Annotated in this window: 18 protein-coding genes; 8 read left to right on the top strand and 10 right to left on the bottom strand. The window is 51.2% G+C overall.

The window, feature by feature from the left end; translation table 11 throughout:
- The first annotated feature begins 12 nt into the window (after positions 1-12).
- Positions 13-513, top strand: a complete 501-nt coding sequence (locus ACN0IC_RS13805) for an invasion associated locus B family protein (RefSeq protein ID WP_416879367.1) — start codon at positions 13-15, stop codon at positions 511-513.
- On the opposite strand, the gene ACN0IC_RS13800 is transcribed toward ACN0IC_RS13805, so the two are convergent.
- A complete protein-coding gene (locus ACN0IC_RS13800) occupies positions 510-1481 on the bottom strand; it encodes a class I SAM-dependent methyltransferase (RefSeq protein ID WP_416879366.1) in 972 nt (323 codons plus the stop codon). The two genes, ACN0IC_RS13805 and ACN0IC_RS13800, sit on opposite strands and share 4 nt — an antisense overlap.
- On the opposite strand from ACN0IC_RS13800, the gene mtaB reads away from it, so the two are divergent.
- From mtaB to acnA, 5 genes are all read left to right on the top strand, one after another.
- Positions 1480-2694 carry a tRNA (N(6)-L-threonylcarbamoyladenosine(37)-C(2))-methylthiotransferase MtaB gene (gene mtaB / locus ACN0IC_RS13795; protein ID WP_416879365.1) on the top strand — a complete coding sequence of 405 codons (1215 nt, stop codon included), beginning with the start codon at positions 1480-1482 and terminating at the stop codon, positions 2692-2694. The genes ACN0IC_RS13800 and mtaB overlap by 2 nt on opposite strands.
- Entirely contained in the window at positions 2694-4487 is a 1794-nt protein-coding gene (gene ftsY / locus ACN0IC_RS13790; protein WP_416879364.1) for a signal recognition particle-docking protein FtsY, read from the top strand. The genes mtaB and ftsY overlap by 1 nt, the downstream gene beginning before the upstream one ends.
- 107 nt (positions 4488-4594) lie before the next feature.
- A complete protein-coding gene (locus ACN0IC_RS13785; protein ID WP_416879363.1) occupies positions 4595-5203 on the top strand; it encodes an inner membrane-spanning protein YciB in 609 nt (202 codons plus the stop codon).
- A 111-nt stretch (positions 5204-5314) separates the two neighbouring features.
- On the top strand, positions 5315-5554 hold the full coding sequence (locus ACN0IC_RS13780; protein ID WP_416879362.1) for a hypothetical protein: 240 nt from the start codon (positions 5315-5317) through the stop codon (positions 5552-5554).
- A gap of 121 nt (positions 5555-5675) precedes the next feature.
- Positions 5676-8366, top strand: a complete 2691-nt coding sequence (gene acnA / locus ACN0IC_RS13775; protein ID WP_416879361.1) for an aconitate hydratase AcnA — start codon at positions 5676-5678, stop codon at positions 8364-8366.
- 81 nt (positions 8367-8447) lie between these two features.
- Here the strand turns inward: acnA and ACN0IC_RS13770 are convergent, their stop codons facing one another.
- From ACN0IC_RS13770 to ACN0IC_RS13755, 4 genes are all read right to left on the bottom strand, one after another.
- Positions 8448-10202 (bottom strand): DUF2207 domain-containing protein, encoded by a 1755-nt coding sequence (locus ACN0IC_RS13770; protein ID WP_416879360.1) that lies wholly within the window; start codon positions 10200-10202, stop codon positions 8448-8450.
- Positions 10199-10744: a LemA family protein gene (locus ACN0IC_RS13765; protein ID WP_416879387.1), complete on the bottom strand. Its 546-nt coding sequence runs from the start codon at positions 10742-10744 to the stop codon at positions 10199-10201. Before ACN0IC_RS13765 ends, ACN0IC_RS13770 begins: the two co-directional genes overlap by 4 nt.
- Positions 10745-10818: 74 nt before the next feature.
- A complete protein-coding gene (locus ACN0IC_RS13760) occupies positions 10819-11619 on the bottom strand; it encodes a sterol desaturase family protein (RefSeq protein ID WP_416879359.1) in 801 nt (266 codons plus the stop codon).
- A 16-nt stretch (positions 11620-11635) separates the two neighbouring features.
- Entirely contained in the window at positions 11636-11923 is a 288-nt protein-coding gene (locus ACN0IC_RS13755) for a hypothetical protein (RefSeq protein WP_416879358.1), read from the bottom strand.
- An 81-nt stretch (positions 11924-12004) separates the two neighbouring features.
- Here ACN0IC_RS13755 and ACN0IC_RS13750 point away from each other — a divergent pair, with 81 nt between their 5' ends.
- Positions 12005-12802, top strand: a complete 798-nt coding sequence (locus ACN0IC_RS13750) for an SDR family NAD(P)-dependent oxidoreductase (RefSeq protein WP_416879357.1) — start codon at positions 12005-12007, stop codon at positions 12800-12802.
- 1 nt (position 12803) lies between these two features.
- Complete coding sequence (gene pyrF, locus ACN0IC_RS13745) at positions 12804-13493, top strand: orotidine-5'-phosphate decarboxylase (RefSeq protein ID WP_416879356.1); 690 nt, start codon at positions 12804-12806, stop codon at positions 13491-13493.
- A gap of 45 nt (positions 13494-13538) precedes the next feature.
- Here pyrF and ACN0IC_RS13740 read toward each other — a convergent pair whose 3' ends face one another.
- The 5 genes from ACN0IC_RS13740 to ACN0IC_RS13720 all read right to left on the bottom strand — a co-directional run bounded on the left by ACN0IC_RS13740 (position 13539) and on the right by ACN0IC_RS13720 (position 16686).
- Positions 13539-14123 carry a hypothetical protein gene (locus tag ACN0IC_RS13740; protein ID WP_416879355.1) on the bottom strand — a complete coding sequence of 195 codons (585 nt, stop codon included), beginning with the start codon at positions 14121-14123 and terminating at the stop codon, positions 13539-13541.
- 181 nt (positions 14124-14304) lie between these two features.
- A complete protein-coding gene (locus ACN0IC_RS13735) occupies positions 14305-15384 on the bottom strand; it encodes a hypothetical protein (RefSeq protein WP_416879354.1) in 1080 nt (359 codons plus the stop codon).
- Positions 15385-15475: 91 nt separating this feature from the next.
- A complete protein-coding gene (locus ACN0IC_RS13730; RefSeq protein WP_416879353.1) occupies positions 15476-15685 on the bottom strand; it encodes a DUF1674 domain-containing protein in 210 nt (69 codons plus the stop codon).
- A gap of 210 nt (positions 15686-15895) precedes the next feature.
- A complete protein-coding gene (locus tag ACN0IC_RS13725; RefSeq protein WP_416879352.1) occupies positions 15896-16294 on the bottom strand; it encodes a hypothetical protein in 399 nt (132 codons plus the stop codon).
- Complete coding sequence (locus ACN0IC_RS13720) at positions 16291-16686, bottom strand: hypothetical protein (RefSeq protein WP_416879351.1); 396 nt, start codon at positions 16684-16686, stop codon at positions 16291-16293. Before ACN0IC_RS13720 ends, ACN0IC_RS13725 begins: the two co-directional genes overlap by 4 nt.
- Positions 16687-16889: the final 203 nt, after the last annotated feature.

Below are 16889 nucleotides of genomic sequence, written 5' to 3'. Positions count from 1 at the left end.
CAGGTATTTGTTATGAAACGCGTTCTCGCCGCCCTAATGCTAATGACCGTGACGTCCCTGCCGGCTCATGCCGCCGAACAAAAACTACAAGGAACCTATTCCGATTGGACAGTTTATAGTCGCGCTGAAGGTACTGACATGATTTGCTTCGCGTTAGCCAAGCCCGAAGTTAGCGCGCCAACCTCTGTCAATCACGGGGATGTCTATTTCATGGTCGCGAGCTGGAAGTCAGGCGCCGCCACAGAACAGCCCAGCCTTCTCGCAGGCTATCCGCTCAAATCAACTCGATCTCCTTCCGCTTATGTCGGACGAACAAAAGTCACCATGTACCCTTCAGAAAATGAGGCCTTCGTCGATTCAGGCGCGGATGAGCGAAATCTTGTGGCTAAAATGCGGGCTGGGGCAAATATGCGGATTGAAGCCGTGAGCTCACGCGGGACTGAAACCTCTTATGTCTTCTCCTTGAGCGGCATCACCGCCGCATTAAGAAAAGTAAAGTCGACCTGTTCTTAGGCTTTCCGATCGGTTTTTCGGGCCACAATAAGATCCTGTAGCATATGCTGGCTATCGGGGCGGGCCCAGGTACCAAATTCGATAGCAATAATTTCCAAGCCGGCCTTCTGATATAAAGATTTCACAAAATCAAAGTCAAAGGCGATTGCGGCCTCGGGCGTGCATTTAAGTGACGTTCGACTATTTTCCCCAAGATTGTAGGCAAAATCTATATGAGGCTTGTTTGCCCTCGTGCTTACCTCATCCAACAAATACCAGCTCGCCAAGACCTGTCCGCCATTTTTCAGGCACCGCGCCGCTTCTCGTAAATAATTCTCGACCTCAACACCGCGCATATGCGTAAAGACAGATACCAGAAAGACGACATCAAAAGAGGCGGTTTCCAAGGGAAACACAAAATCCTGCGCCGCTTGAGTTCCTCCCTTGTTATAAAGAGGATTAAATACATCCATGTGCCGAAAGTTGAAATTAGGGACATCGTCATATTGGGATTTACACCACTCAATACCATCCGAATTGATATCTACCCCGCAATAGCGGCCAGTTAATTCCCCAACCATTGGCCGCGCCATCCGCCCTTGTCCGCAGCCAATATCCAGAACGTCATGTTCGGGTTTCAAACCATGCTTTTTCAGAGTTCTGAAAAAACTGTCTCCGATCCAGATAAAATTTCCTTCTCCGATGAAGGTTTCGGCCCGGGCCGGCACACGCTTCGCCGCTCTCGGATAACATAGATCCATAAAAGAATACCACATTTTCTTCAAGCGCACGCGAAGAGGAAGTGGGAGGAATTTTTTGACCAGCGTTCTCATGGTAATTACGCCATAGCCATGTGTGCCTGACTTGACCATATATAATTTAATGACCATGTAGCGCGGCATGGCAAGCAGCCCAAAAATTGAACAGGACGGCGAGACGAAGGTCATTACGTTGGGCTGTCGGCTAAACGCGTATGAAAGTGATGTCATGGCTGGCCACGCACGCGATGCGGGCTTGAAAGAGGCCGTCATTATCAACACCTGCGCCGTGACGAATGAGGCAGTTGCTGAGAGCCGACGTCAGGTCAGGAAAGCTCGCCGCGAAAACCCAGACGCGACTGTTATCGTCACAGGTTGCGCGGCCCAAATAGACCCGTCCGCCTTTGCGGCCATAAAGGGCGTAAACAAAGTCATCGGCAATCACGAAAAAATGTCGCCCTTAAGCTTTGATCCAGTGTTTTTGGAAAGTTCCGAGCCTATTCGCGTCAATGACATTATGAGCGTTGCCGAAACCGCGCCGCAATTTATGGGCGGCGGCAATCAACTTCTCGAAAAATCACAAAGTCGAAGCCGCGCTTTTCTGCAAGTCCAGAATGGATGCGATCATCGCTGCACATTCTGCATTATTCCATATGGCCGAGGCAATGCGCGCAGCGTCCCCGCAGGAGAGGTCGTTAATTCCGTCCGCTCCCTCGTCGCGCAAGGCTACAAAGAAGTTGTGCTTACAGGTGTCGATTTATCGAGTTGGGGCGGAGATCTTCCCGGTAAACCGCCTCTCGGTGATTTGGTGCGGCGCGTCTTAAAACTCGTACCGGAACTTCCGCGTATACGTCTCTCTTCAATTGATCCCGCAGAAGTGGATGAGGTTTTATTTGATCTTCTCGTGAAAGAGGACCGTATGACGCCCTATTTGCATCTGTCTTTACAGGCGGGCGATGACATGATCCTGAAACGGATGAAGCGGCGTCATAGCCGAGCGGATGTGATTAAATTATGTCAGCGTTTAAAATCCGCCCGTCCTGAAATGACCTTCGGAGCGGACATAATCGCGGGATTTCCGACCGAAGATGACGACATGTTCGAAAAGTCACGCTCCATCATTTCAGAGGTCGGAATTCCTTGGCTCCACGTCTTTCCGTATTCCGCCCGCGAAGGCACGCCAGCTGCAAAAATACCGCCTATTCACGGTAATATTGTCAAAGCCCGCGCCAAAATTCTTCGGGAAGAAAGCGCGCACCTTAAATCGAAACATTTGAAAACGCGCATTGGGTCTAAAGATGTCGCTTTGTTTGAAGAAACAGGCTTTGGCAGGCTCCCCGACTTCTCTCTTGTAAAGGTGAACAGGCCTCCGAAAAGCGGTAGCTTGGCGAAAGTTGAAATCACAGGATCAACCTCCGAACATTTAACGGGGACTTTAATTTAATGGCTGAAGAAAAAAAGAAAAAAAGCTTTCTGTCAAAATTAGGGTTCAAGTCCAAGGATGACAAGCGCGCCGAAGAAGCGGCCAAACGGGCCGAAGAGCAAAAGCGCGTTGACGAACAAATGGCTGCCCGCATGGCAGCGATTAATGCGGCCGCGCTGAAATCCGCCCGAACGATGGACGGTCAAGGCGAGACCGAAACTTCCGAGGAAGACAAAGCCAGACAAGAGGTGGAAGATAAACGCCAGTCTGAAATTCAGGCCGCGAAAGATTTGGCGCGGGCCAAGCAATTGGCCGAAGAAAGAGCCCGCGAGCAGACGCTTAAAGCAGAGCGGGAAGCGAAAGCGGAAGCAGCCAAGCAGAAAGCCGAGGCCGAAGCAAAAGCGCTCGCTGAAAAACAAGCGGCGCTTGCGGCGGAACGGGCGGAGGCGCAGCGCAGAGAAGCAGAGGAACAAGCCGAAGCAGAGGCAAAACGAAAAGCCGAAGAAGAGGCTGCGCTCAAAGCGGCCAAAAACGCCAAAGAAAAGGCCGCGCTACAAGCTAAAGCAGAGGCAGAAGCAAAAGCCCGCGCCGAAGCGGAAGCCGCAAAAAAGGCCGAGGCGGCGCGCCAAGAAGAAGCCGCGCGAAAGGCCGCTGAAGAAGACGCCAAAAAACTAGCTGAGAAACAGGCGAAAGAGGCAGAAGCCGAACGGCTTAAACAGCTTGCCGAAGAAGCCCGAGAAGCAGAACGACGGGCTCGAATTGCTGAAGAGCGGGCGACACGCGAAGCCAATGAACGTGAGGCTCTCGCCAAAGTCGAAGCCGAGCGGCGCGCCAAGCTGGAGGCCGAAGGGAAACTGACGCCGCAGGTGGAATCGGCCCCTGTTCGTACAAATTTTCTGGATCGGATCTCCGCCGGCCTGCGGAAATCTACTTCCCGCATGTCAGACAGTATGGCGGCGAGCTTTAACAAACGCACACTGGATGATGAAGCACTTGAAGACTTAGAAGATATTCTCATTGCCTCCGACCTCGGCACAGGCGCCGCCATGAAAGTGACGTCGCGTTTGGCAGAAAGCAAATTCGACAAACAGATTACGGATCTCGAAATAAAGATCGCGCTTGCAGATGTAATATCGGAAATTTTGACGCCGCTTGAAAAACCTATAATTCTTGGCGGCGTGAAACCCCAAATCATGTTATTCGTTGGGGTGAACGGCTCTGGCAAAACCACAACATTAGGTAAAATTGCCAAACGTTTTACCGACGAAGGCAAGAAAGTTCTTATCGCGGCGGGGGATACTTTCCGAGCAGCAGCCTTTGAACAGCTTTCCGTCTGGGGAGAACGAGCCAATGCGCCGGTCATGTCCGGCAAGCTCGGTTCGGATGCCGCCGGTCTGGTTTATGACGCTATTGATCGCGCCCGGCGTGAAGAGTTTGATATTCTAATGATCGATACGGCGGGCCGCCTGCAAAACCGAACCGAACTGATGGATGAGCTTTCGAAGATCCTTCGCGTCATCAAGAAACAGGATGAAACGGCCCCGCACCATTCTATTCTGGTTCTGGACGCGACAGTGGGTCAGAACGCTCTGATGCAAACAGAGGCCTTTGCCAAGACGGCAGAAGTCTCCGGTCTCATTATGACCAAGCTGGACGGTACGGCCAAAGGCGGCGTACTCGTGGCGCTGTCAGATAAATATAAACTTCCTATACATTGTATAGGTATTGGAGAGCGTATTGAGGATTTGGAAAATTTCTCCGCCCCTGTTTTCGCGGCAGCGCTTTCAGGCGTGGCTGATGAGATGAATGAGTGAGAAAAATTCGGTTTCCGCCTCTTTTATTGTTCTGGCCATAATTCTTGCTATCAATTTAATCCTCATGCACACGGCCTGAAACACCCGACCTAGAATATGAGTCTCCTATGACTGATCCGACACTCCCAACACCCGCTAAAAAACCACAAAGTTTTTGGCTGGATTTTGGTCCTCTTTTGATTTTCTTTGCGGCTTTTCAATATTTTAAAAGAACGCAGCCCGACGACGCCATGGTTTATGCGGCCGGGGTGCTCGGGGTTACAGCCACTTTGGCTTTACTTTATTCCTGGATCCGTCACCGCCATGTTTCGGGGCTTTTGGTGTTTACAACGGCTATCGTTGTTCTGTTCGCAGGTCTTGCGTTTTTCACAGGGAATAAAGTCATCTTTTTCATGAAGCCGACAATTTTGAACACTCTTTTCGGGCTAGCCGTAATCGGCGGGGTTTTCTTCAAGAAAAATGTGGTCAAGCTCTTGATGGGGAGCGCCATAGAGCTGCCAGAGAGTAAATGGAATGTGCTGGCGATTCGGTGGGGGCTGTTCTTCTTTGCCATGGCTGTTTTGAACGAAATTATCTGGAGAAACTTTTCGGAGGACTTTTGGGCCGGTTTCAAAGTGTTCGGATTCCTGCCTTTGACGATAGTCTTCACGCTTACTCAAATCCCATTTATACAACGTTTCGGAAAAATGAAAACGAGCGGGGAAAGCTCGACTTAAGGCCCTGTTAACCCTAAACGATCCTGCCGATTGTAACGCCGGTTTTTCCTGATATCGGACTTACGCATGAGACTGCTTGTTCAAAATGATTCGAGGTCTGAACAGGTGCTAATGAGCCCTCTTGAGGGTGTTATTCAGTCAATTGAATTGGGTGCTGACTCGCAGCGGGAATGGGAGAGCGTTCAGGTTTCCTCACAGACCTTTCTCTACATACTTCGATCCGCCCATAATGTAGGTGTGTCTCAGCCATTCACCGAAGACCAAAAAGCGCTAAACGCCTATTTAATGGAACGTTTGGCCGGGCGACGCTTATGTGATTATGCGTGGCGGCTATTCGCTCAGTCTCTTTGACCTTCACATTGGTTTAGCGGCTATTCGCGCTAGGTTTGGCCGTGCTTTACAATTGAATGCGGCCCCATTCCTGCTATAAGACCGCCTATATTAGATGATATTTCAAGACTAAGGATTTCCCATGGCCTCACTGGACAGTTTTAATTGCGAACGCACGCTCGAAGTGCGCGGCGGCACTTATACCTATTTCGATCTGAAAGAAGCAGAAAAGAACGGATTGAAAGGTATCTCCAAACTACCTCGGTCTTTGAAAGTCCTTCTTGAAAATCTTCTTCGCCACGAAGATGGTAGCTCTGTCAAAAAAGAAGACATTCAAGCGATTGCAGATTGGCTCGGTCCAAAAACTTCTACTTACGAAATTGCCTACCGACCGGCCCGCGTGCTTATGCAAGATTTTACTGGCGTGCCGGCGGTTGTGGATCTGGCCGCTATGCGCGATGCTATGGTCAATCTCGGCGGCTCAGCCGAAGCCATTAACCCACTCAACCCGGTTCATTTGGTCATCGACCACTCTGTTATGGTGGACTATTACGGCACGCCGCAGGCTTTCAAGAAAAATGTGAAACGTGAATATGAGCGCAATGGCGAGCGTTATGATTTCTTAAAATGGGGTCAGGAAGCCTTTGATAATTTCGCCGTTGTTCCGCCTGGAACCGGTATTTGTCACCAGGTGAATCTAGAGAATTTGGCGCAGACCGTCTGGACCAAAACCGAAGGCGGCAAAACATATGCCTTCCCGGATACTTTGGTCGGGACTGATTCTCATACAACCATGATCAATGGCTTGTCCGTTTTAGGTTGGGGCGTTGGCGGAATTGAGGCCGAAGCAGCTATGCTCGGCCAGCCCATTTCCATGCTTATCCCGGAGGTGATTGGGTTTGAGCTTAAAGGCAAATTGGTTGAAGGCACAACAGCCACTGACCTCGTCTTGCGCGTTGTGCAAATGCTGCGTGAAAAAGGTGTTGTTGGCAAGTTTGTCGAGTTTTATGGTGACGGACTTGATTCCATGTCTCTCGAAGATCAGGCAACGATCGCCAATATGGCGCCCGAATACGGCGCAACATGTGGATTTTTCCCCATCGATGCCGACACGCTTAAATATTTGAAAGCAACAGGCCGCGAAGAATCGCGTGTTGAGCTCGTTGAAGCTTACGCTAAGGCTCAAGGCCTGTGGCGCGATGAAGTGACGCCGGAATATACGGATACATTGTCACTCGATATGACAACCGTAATGCCCTCTCTTTCCGGACCTAAACGCCCACAAGATCGCTTTGATCTAAAAGGCGCCAATAAAACCTTTGCTAAAATTCTGCGCGACGAATTTGAAAAAACGCCTGATGGCGACTCTGCTGTTCCGGTTAAGGGAAAAGATTACTCCGTGGATCACGGCGATGTCTTTATTGCCGCGATTACGTCCTGCACGAACACCTCCAATCCGTCTGTCATGATGGCAGCGGGTCTTGTCGCGCAAAAAGCCAACAAGCTCGGTCTGACCGTTAAGCCATGGGTTAAAACCTCCTTGGCGCCCGGCTCTCAGGTCGTGGGTGAATATTTGGAAAAATCCAAGCTCCAGACAGAATTAAACAAGCTCGGCTTTGATGTGGTTGGCTATGGCTGCACAACCTGTATCGGTAACTCAGGCCCGCTTGCCCCGGAGCTTGCCGAAGCCATTGCAGAAGGCGATCTTGTTTCGTGTTCTGTCCTTTCGGGTAATCGTAACTTTGAAGGCCGCATCGGCCCAGATATCAAGGCCAACTTCTTGGCGTCCCCGCCTCTGGTCGTGGCCTATGCACTGGCCGGTTCCCTTCATCATGACTTCGAAGAAGATCCTCTGGGTGTCGATAAAGACGGCAATGATGTCTATTTGAAAGACATCTGGCCGAACTCCAAGGAGATCTCAGAGGTCGTCCGCAAAATCATCACGCGTAAAATGTTTACGGACCGTTATGGCGATCTATATGACGGGGACAAAGAGTGGCAGAAAATCAAAGTGACGGGCGGCGAGACCTATGATTGGCAGCCTGATTCCACTTACGTACGTAACCCCCCTTATTTCGAGGGCATGACCACGACGCCGGATCCGATTGAGGACGTGAAAAACGCTAATATCCTGGCGCTTCTTGGCGACTCCATTACGACTGACCACATCAGCCCGGCCGGCTCCATCAAAGCCGATGGCCCAGCAGGTCGTTATCTCAAAGATCACAATGTCGAACGGGCCGAGTTTAACTCCTTCGGCTCTCGACGCGGTAATCATGAAGTTATGATGCGGGGCACATTTGCCAATATCCGGATTAAGAACCTTATGGCGCCCGGCACGGTCGGCGGCGTGACAACTTACGTTCCGACAGGCGAAGTCATTAGCATCTTTGACGCCGCCCAAAAATACAAAGCCGACAATAAAGACTTGGTTGTCTTTGCCGGCGGGCTTTATGGTAACGGCTCTTCCCGTGACTGGGCCGCCAAAGGCACAATTCTTCTCGGCGTTAAAGCGGTTATCGCCGCTAGTTTCGAGCGTATCCATCGCTCCAACCTGATCGGCATGGGCGTTCTTCCTCTGGAATTCCAAGAGGGTGATAGCTGGGAAAAACTTGGTCTGGACGGCACTGAAACAGTCGATATCTCTGGATTAAAAGACATCACCCCGCGAAGCACGGTTGAAGTTAACATCACATTCGCTGACGGAACAAAAAAGTCTGTTACGGCGAAAGTCCGGATCGATACAGAAAACGAAATGGAATATTACCGTCATGGCGGCATCCTCCATTACGTTCTTCGGAACTTGGCTCAGGAAGCTGTTGCGGCTGAATAGGTATTCCTAAATTAATTACTTTAGAAAACCCGCTTTTGAAGGCGGGTTTTTTTATTTGCCTGTAAAAATAGGGGGGTGGAATTACCAGCTTCCGCCGCCTCCGCCTCCACCGCCGCCGCCGGAAAAACCTCCGCCGCCACTTCCAGAGCTGGATGTGCTAACGGGGCGGGCGGATTGAACGCCAGTGGACAGGCTTTTGACCATGGAGCGGTTTATAGAGTTCAAAGACTGCCGACCGAGACCGCCTTTCAAAGCATCACCATGGGCATAGCTCGGTTGATATTCTTTTGCTATTTCCGGCAGGGTCTTCTCAAAATAAGTCGTCCAGGGTTTTTCAACATCCAAAGCAATGGCATAAGGGAGAAACATCTCGTACCTTTCCTTTGTCATAACCGGCGGCTGGCCTGATCCAACCTGGACAGCGTTTAAGCGGCCCTTCTCCGCTGTTTCCATATAGAGCTTGAAACCTTCTATTTCAGCCCTAATGGACTGCCCAAGCTTTGTCGGCGCCGGAAGCAAAAACAAAAAGACGACGTTCAGGACAATAAGGGCTAATATCGCCAGTGTGAAATAAAGAGAGCCGCTATTTAATTGAGTGAGCGCGATAATAATGCCGACCACACTTAAAAGTATGCCTAGAACAATCCATCCTGCATTCACTCTGTGATAAGCTTTGGAATAATGCGTATTCACATGATCTTCAAACTGCTGACGCATTTCATCAAAATGCGTGCTGGGACTACCAGATATTTTGACCGTATCTTTTCCAGGCCTGAATAGATTATCAAAAACAATTTGTTCATCATCCAGTAAAGGCCTCTTTGTTCGCGATTCAGGCCTTTTGGTAAAAACAGTCGATTTTTTATTCACTTTCATATCTATCCACCCTTTGATGGAAAGACTGATGAGCGTTGCGATTAGGGCCGTATTCCCGGACAGTCCTCTTTTGAAAATGCGCTGCGCGGCCGCCGCAGAATAAATGTGGCCCTCCCTTGATGGGGGTTCATATCGCGCAAAGACGGGCTGCTTGGCCGGGTCGCGTCCGACTCTATCCCACTGCCAGTAATAAAAGGCGAAAATGCAGAGCGAAATAATAGTAATTAAGAGTAAAGCGCCATTTTTAAGCCACCAATAACGGCGCAGATCTGCATTGGTCAGGCCGTCGATTTGACCTTTAGGAACGGAAATAGATACGGTCAGGCCTTCATGGGCCGCAAGCGGACGCTGCGTTTCAAAAACAATTTCGTCGCCGACTCTACGAGATGTAAAGTTTTGACCCCCTTCATCTATTCGTCCCGTATTGGCGTTAAAATCTATTATATTGGCATCTTGAGGAATCTTGACACTGATACGCGCATTTTTCACAGGGTAATTCCAATAGTTTCCAGTCACATTCCAGAGAAGCTCGTCAAATTTTTCGCGATATCGAATTTCATTTTCAACCGTATAAGTGAGCTGATAATTGTGCTGGCCATTTGGCAAATAAATTTCCGCATCGCCGATACGCCATTGCCACGCAGACCGGATTTTATTTTCCTGATAGGGTTCGGGATTTCCGTCCCGAAGGATCGATTTCATATCGTATTGAATGACATCCGTCACATCAAATTCGGCGACGTATTTTTCAGCGGGGAGCTCTCTGAATATACCCCGCCGATTTTGCCCCGGCCTGTCAACAATAGTGATGTTCTCTATAACTTTGACGTCGCCGGATTTCAGTAGCTCTAATTGAACATCAAACTGACTAATATGCTCTCCGCTTAAATTCACCTGTTGAGCAAAGACCGGGGCGCTCCAGAAAATGGAAATGAAAAATAAGATAAGAAGCTGTCTCACAGATTTACCTCCGGCACGGTGTAGTCGGAGTCGTCGATGTCAAAATAATCGCGTTTTTTAAACCCAAATGACCCGGCCACGAAATTATTTGGAATAGATTCTATTTTAGTGTTCAGCGCTCTAACTGCACCATTATAGAAACGCCGAGACATTTCGATTTTATCTTCGGTTTCAGAAAGTTCATTTTGTAGATCCAGGAAGTTGCCAGAGGCTTTAAGCTCCGGATAATCTTCTGCCAAAGCAATGAGACGTCCGACAGGTTTTTGTAGAGCTCCTTCAGCGGAGGCGCGGGCATCAGTTTTATCTCCGGCTGCTAAAGCTGCATTGCGTTTCTCAATAACCTCGGAGAATAATTTGCGCTCGTGGCCGGCATATCCTTTTACAGTATCTACTAAACGGGGAATAAGATCCGCCCGCCGTTTAAGCTGCACTTCGATATCAGACCATCCATTTTCAACGAGCTGCCGACTTTGCACCAGTTGATTATAGATGATTATGACGAGAACGGACAGCAACATCAAAATTCCGAGAGTCACCCACAGCATACTTATCTCCTGACTTTCCAGAATAGGACCTGCTGAACTATCCTTTAAATGAAGTTATTCCTCAAGAGAGATTATAGCATCGGATTTGACCGTCTGAAGGGGAGCCAAAGGCTCCAGCCAAGAGACTGGGTTGCTTTTACCTGGGCTTCTTCGAGACCCAAAATCATTTGCGTCTGGCCTTTGGCGGGCTCAGACTGATAGGTACCAAAGAGCCTGTCCCAGAATGAAAAGTTAAATCCATAATTGGTCTGGCTTTCGCGCATAATGACAGAGTGATGGACGCGGTGCATATCCGGCGTGACAATTAATTTCCTCAAGCCTTTATCGAGAAGTTGCGGAAGCTTCAAATTGGCGTGACTGAAAATTGCGGTTGCATTGAGGACAATTTCGAAAATGACAACAGCAAAAACAGTCGGGCCTAGCCATAAAACAATCACGCATTTGAACAGCATGGAAAATAAAATTTCAATCGGGTGAAACCTGACGCCTGAACTGGCGTCCAAATCTCGGTCTGCGTGGTGAACCTTGTGGAGGCGCCAAAGGATCGGGATTTTATGCGTCGCCACATGTTGTAGCCAAATCGAAAAATCCAAGACTAGAAAAGCTATTATAAAATCCATCCAAAGGGGCAGATCGATTAAATTTAACACGCCCCATCCATTTTGCGCCGTCCAAGCCGCGACGCCGACAGCGATTAACGGGCCTAGTATCATCAAGCTAAGCGTACCGGAAATAACTAGCGAGAGGTTCGTGACCCACCGCCGAAACCTTCCTTGCAATCGTTCACGGCGAGGGAAGAGTGCTTCCAGGCTTGAAAATAGAATGAGCGCTCCGGCAAAAATGCCGATCCGGATGAGGGCTGAATTATCCATTTAATTTATCCGAAAATTAATGACAATTTTTCGTACGGTAAGCGGCGCGAATGGCTCGCGCTTCGTCATCGCGATCAGACACGGCAACATCTCGCTCAGTCTGAAGCCCTTGTCTGTCCCCTATCAGGCCGGATTGGGGGTCAGGCCCAACCTGATGGGACAGGAAGGGATCCACAGGTCTTTCACTGTCTGACAAGGCGCGCAATTGCGCACAGTCAAACTCCATATAGGGGTCGGGGTTAGCCGTTGTCTGGCAAGCTTGGAGCATCAAAATGCTTGCTAGACCTATTAAATATTTCCACATGAATTGGCTCCGCACTTGAAACTCCTGTTAGATAAGCTAACAGCTTGAACATAATTTACCACTTACAAAACCGTGACCTCTATGACTCGTCCTACTATCCTCATAACCGGCGCTTCTGCAGGATTGGGCGCGGCCTTGGCGCGGGAATATGCCTCTCGCGGATGGGACCTTGTCTTATGCGCCCGGCGCGTGGCGCCAATGAAGGTTTTGGCAAAGGAATTAAAAGACTCTTTTGACGCGGAAAGCTATGTCTTTAAATCGGATCTATTTGAGAAAGACGCCATTGATAAACTGATTGCCGCTATCAATAAAAAGTCCATTCAGATTGACGGCCTGATCAATAATGCGGGTTATGGACATCCCGGTCAGTATCTGGAGAGCGATTGGGACGCACATGCCAATTTTATCCAGCTTATGGCGACGGCTCCCTGTGAACTAGCCCGGAAACTCGCGCCGGGTATGGTAGAGCGGGGCTTTGGCCGCATAATGAACGTGGCATCTTTGGCCGGACACATGCCGGGATCCAAGGGCCATACTTTATACGCCGCAGTGAAGTCCTTTCTTATCAAATTTTCCGAGAGCCTGAATATGGAATTGGAAGGCACAGGCGTTCATGTCAGCGCGCTTTGTCCCGGCTTTACGATTACAGAGTTTCACGATGTGAACGGCACAAGAGAGGCGATCAACAGATTGCCGGATTACATGGTGATGGACGCCGATGTCTGTGCCGAGATGGGATATGAAGCCTTGGAAAGAAACCGGGCCGTCTTCATTTCCGGACGGGTAAATAAGTTCATCGCCCTTTTAGGACGGGCGCTTCCTATGACCGTCACCCAGAAATTAATGTCCAAGAACTCCGAGAAATTCCGAAAGGTCTGACATGACGGTGGCTGATCCCAGATTATATGTCGCGCTTGACCTTCCGACAGTTTCTGAAGCGGAAGGCATGGTAGAGGCCCTTGGCGAGACGGTGTCCAGCTATAAGGTCGGGCTCCAGCTTCTGCCCATCGGGGGCGTTGAATTTGGCCAGCGCCTGAAAGCGCAGGGTAAAAACGTTTTCTATGATTTCAAACTCCATGATATTGGGGCGACCGTTGAAAAGGCCACGCGGTCTATTGCCGGATTAGGCGCAGACCTGCTGACTGTTCACGCCCGTCCGGATGTGATGCAAAGCGCCGTCGCCGGGCGAGGCGAGAGCCCGCTGAAACTTCTCGGCGTCACTGTTCTGACCTCTCTTGATAAATCGGCTCTCGAAGCGATCGGATATCACGAGGATGCAAAAACGCTCGTCATGCGCCGCGTGGAGCAAGCGGTCGAAGCCGGCATGGACGGAGTGGTATCTTCGCCGCTCGAAGCCGCCGCCATTAGAGCTGTGGTTCCCAAAGATTTCCTGATTGTGACCCCTGGCGTCCGTCTGCCGGGCGGAGAGGCGGGCGATCAAAAACGGATCGCCACACCCGGAGACGCGCTGAAAAACGGGGCGTCGCATCTGGTCGTGGGCCGTCCGATCACCGCGGCGAGCAACCCGCGCCAAGCCGTGATCAATGTTCTTGAAAACATGAAATCCTAAATGAAAGACCCCTCAATCCGAAAGGCTGAGGGATCAAAAAATTTCTTACCAAGCTGACCCGTAACGACTGGCGCTAATATGCACCGGCGCGCATCCGCTATAGCAAGGCGGCGGCGGGGGCGGGGGCGCTACACAGCACGGCTTTGGAGCGGGCGGCGGAGGTGGAGGGGCAATACAACAAGGGCGCGGCGGCGGGGGCGGCGGCGAAATCGGCGCGCAGCAAACCGGGTAACGCACATAAATCACCGGGCGCACAATGCGGTAATAAGTTGTCTTCGGGACAGGCTTCACAACATTATAGCAGCCCAGAACCCGTCCGCCTTCGGGATTGTAAACGGCCGTCGGGCAATTTGTTGCCTGCAGGCTTTCATTATGGCCCAAACCGGGCAGAGTTCCGGAAAAGCCATATATCTCGACATTGCCGTCTGTATAGCTGTCGCTGATAGAGCCGGATCCGTAACGGGCGCTGGCCTCATATTGTGACATGACGCCGCCATAAGTAGATTGGCTATAAGAGGACTGGCCATAAACAGACGGGCCATAGGTCTGACCGTAATCGCCTGCATTTGCCGCTGCCGCTAAAGCCAGGCTGGCGGCGCTTAAGATTGCTGTTTTTAAAATTCGGGACATCATCATCCACCTTTTTGTTGAACGTCAGACAGGACCCCGCTTGGGCAGCGATCTTTCGGAGCGGCGTCCTGCCGGGCTCACAGTCTGACTGGAGTATCGCGCGGCGCTGGGCCGCGCACAATTTGATTCTCTTTTCGCGGGAATCAGAGCCGGTTATCCAGGCCCTGAAGTCCCGATGCGCTTAATAAGTCCATCCGGGATAGGACGGAGACACATGTCCTTGATGCGGCGCATGAGGCTGCGCCGTGTCGCAGGTTGGAACGGGCACGCCCACCACAGGATTGACGACTTGAGTTTCGACCTTGCGTTTACAGATGACCTGCGTTGCCATTGTATCTCCGAAAAAGGTCGGGCCGGACACTTTTTCCCAATAGGTTCCGTCCGCGCCGACGGTGGAGCCATATGTGCCGTTCTTTTGCAGCACCGGAGCGCCGGCTAATCCGCCCGCGCTATAACGAGGCGCCGGAAGAGATTGCGGCTGAGGCTGAAAGGCATAGGTTTCCGGAATGCCGACCTGTTGCGAATAGGCCGGAGGCGGCGGGGCCGGTGAATAGGAAGGCGTTTGCCCAAACGCATAGGTTTCAGGAATGCCCACCTGCTGAGAATAGGCGGGCGGCGGGGGCGGCGCTTGAACGCGGCCAAAATTTTGTCTCATCATGGAGGGGCGGGGGGCATATCCGCCGCTGACATGGGGCTGCGGAACAGTTCGGCCTGAATTTAGCGCCCGATCCGCATTTTCCACGCTGCGATCCACAATAGAGGTCGGGATATGAGCAATGCCCGGGACAAATCCGGCGTCGCCATATTGGCGGGGCTGGAATAAAGATCGATCCACCTGTTGCGAACTATAGCTATATGTCGTCGGGATGGACACCTGACCCGTATAGCCAGGGGCGGGCTGCGGCGTTGCAAAGAGCTCTACATCCACGGGAATGCCTGCATCCTGTCGGCAATATTGCGTCGATTCTGGATGACATCCGCCCGTAAAGGCGACCGGGGCATCCGACAGGCCGGGACCGGCTTCGAGGCTATGCACGCGCATGATGGAAATATGGGGCGACCGCTGAAACTGAATGCTGCGCAAATGTCCCATCGGACGATTGTCCTGAACCGTCACAGGGCCGAACTGCAAGGGCGGCCCCTGAATATAGCTGACCCCCGGGCGACAGTCCGGGCCATTACAATGTCCGGCATTTGCCGCGCCGCCAAGACTTAACAGACCCAGTACGCTGACGGCGCCCATGATAGATTTAATCGGCATTTGCCACTCCCATTTCATTTCACCTGCGAATGGAAGGTCTCCTGCCTGCTCACCCGCTCTTTAACTTGTGCGGGACGTGTTTCGCCCTGACTTAAAAGTCATAGGCGATGCCACCCCGTTCCCAATCGCCGTAGCGCGTGGGCTCCACACCTTTCGGGCCGGAGGTTTCCGCCGGACGGTCTGTGTCCTCACGCGCCTTGCGGCGCGCTTCGGCTTCGGCCAAGGCCCGCTTTGCGGCGGGGCTTAAAACCTTTTTCTCCGGCTTTTCTTCGTTTGTTTTATCGGGGGAATTTTCTGTCATACCCGATATTACGCAAAAGCCGCCCAGTCCGTCAAACCGGCAATACCGATCCAACCTGTTCCGTCTCTACACAAAGAGCGATAAAATTTAATTAAACAGGCGTTGGGGAGTTATTAAGCATAAGTTTTAGAACCCTCACCCGGATGGGTAGAAAATCTCCGTCTTGGTGTTCGAAAAAGCCCCTGCGTCTTAAGATTTGCTCCGACACCTTCAGGACCAATAAAAACGACATTTCGATTTAAATCCGTCTTGCCGAAAAAAAGCCGTGCGATCCTCTCGGCTTCGAGTCTCGCGTAAGTCTGAAAGCAGGCGGGCAATATTGGTATGACCCCGCTCACATTGAAAGTCGTAAAATGTCAGAAGGTTTTCCAAAACCTCCAGAATCAGTTCGTAAAAGCGTCTTTCCGCCATTTCGACAATGTGATCCCATTCCGCGCTTGGCGTGTCCGGGCGATAGTCATGCCACTGGCTATAGGTCAGCCCGTCGGAAAGCCTTTCGGATGACGGGTCGTTCAAGCGGGTTTGCGCAAAACGGGCTTTCTCGACCTCAAGGCGCACCGCCTCTTTTTCGCGGCGAAGGGCCTCTTTTTTGGAAAGGGTGTGTCTCATTTTGCGTTCTTTCGGTGAGGGTGACCATATTTGGCTAAAAGAGCGTCCCGCTCTGCCGCGACGCTGTCCGTCAATTGCAGAGCGGCGATAACGTGATGGGGTTTTGCGCCGAGGTTTTCCTTTGCCTCGCGATAGTGTTCCAAAATCTCCTGTGCGGCCCTCATGACGATTTCATGGGCCTTGTTTTCAGTCCGGTTCATAAATTCGCGGTTTTCTTCGGCCGTGGGCGCGGGGAGCTGTCGGGCCCATTCTTCGTGACTCAGCCGGGCGGCCCTCTCTTTTCTTGATCCGGCGCGCCCGCCCAATTTGTCCAGACGCGCTTTTTCTGTTTGAAGCCGCACGGCCTCTATTTCATGAGCTTTGGGTCGTAAAATGCGGGAAAAGTTTTTCATGGGGGCCTTTCTCTAAAGGGAGGGAAATCTGAGGAGGTAGAAATCATGCGCCCAAGCGTTTTGTCCTGCTGCCCATCTTGGGGTCAGCCTTTGCGTTCGTCCTTGAATAAAGTGGACTGCCCGCGTGGTGATCTCCGCGATGGAGACCAAGGGAAATATGTTTTACGCGGCTCTCACCACGCGGCGGCGGTTTATATCGCAGC

The organism is Litorimonas sp. (assembly GCA_029936425.1).
In the GTDB taxonomy this organism is placed as follows: Bacteria; Pseudomonadota; Alphaproteobacteria; order Caulobacterales; family Maricaulaceae; genus Litorimonas.
Note: the sequence above shows the minus strand (reverse complement) of the source record. Positions and strands in the feature narration are given on the sequence as shown.

Coding starts and splice junctions, on each gene's coding strand:
- ACN0IC_RS13805 (WP_416879367.1), top strand. CDS start 13: ATGAAACGCGTTCTCGCCGCCCTAATGCTAATGACCGTGACGTCCCTG.
- mtaB (WP_416879365.1), top strand. CDS start 1,480: ATGGCTGGCCACGCACGCGATGCGGGCTTGAAAGAGGCCGTCATTATC.
- ACN0IC_RS13800 (WP_416879366.1), bottom strand. CDS start 1,481: ATGACATCACTTTCATACGCGTTTAGCCGACAGCCCAACGTAATGACC.
- ftsY (WP_416879364.1), top strand. CDS start 2,694: ATGGCTGAAGAAAAAAAGAAAAAAAGCTTTCTGTCAAAATTAGGGTTC.
- ACN0IC_RS13785 (WP_416879363.1), top strand. CDS start 4,595: ATGACTGATCCGACACTCCCAACACCCGCTAAAAAACCACAAAGTTTT.
- ACN0IC_RS13780 (WP_416879362.1), top strand. CDS start 5,315: ATGAGCCCTCTTGAGGGTGTTATTCAGTCAATTGAATTGGGTGCTGAC.
- acnA (WP_416879361.1), top strand. CDS start 5,676: ATGGCCTCACTGGACAGTTTTAATTGCGAACGCACGCTCGAAGTGCGC.
- ACN0IC_RS13760 (WP_416879359.1), bottom strand. CDS start 11,619: ATGGATAATTCAGCCCTCATCCGGATCGGCATTTTTGCCGGAGCGCTC.
- ACN0IC_RS13755 (WP_416879358.1), bottom strand. CDS start 11,923: ATGTGGAAATATTTAATAGGTCTAGCAAGCATTTTGATGCTCCAAGCT.
- ACN0IC_RS13750 (WP_416879357.1), top strand. CDS start 12,005: ATGACTCGTCCTACTATCCTCATAACCGGCGCTTCTGCAGGATTGGGC.
- pyrF (WP_416879356.1), top strand. CDS start 12,804: ATGACGGTGGCTGATCCCAGATTATATGTCGCGCTTGACCTTCCGACA.
- ACN0IC_RS13740 (WP_416879355.1), bottom strand. CDS start 14,123: ATGTCCCGAATTTTAAAAACAGCAATCTTAAGCGCCGCCAGCCTGGCT.
- ACN0IC_RS13735 (WP_416879354.1), bottom strand. CDS start 15,384: ATGCCGATTAAATCTATCATGGGCGCCGTCAGCGTACTGGGTCTGTTA.
- ACN0IC_RS13730 (WP_416879353.1), bottom strand. CDS start 15,685: ATGACAGAAAATTCCCCCGATAAAACAAACGAAGAAAAGCCGGAGAAA.
- ACN0IC_RS13725 (WP_416879352.1), bottom strand. CDS start 16,294: ATGAGACACACCCTTTCCAAAAAAGAGGCCCTTCGCCGCGAAAAAGAG.
- ACN0IC_RS13720 (WP_416879351.1), bottom strand. CDS start 16,686: ATGAAAAACTTTTCCCGCATTTTACGACCCAAAGCTCATGAAATAGAG.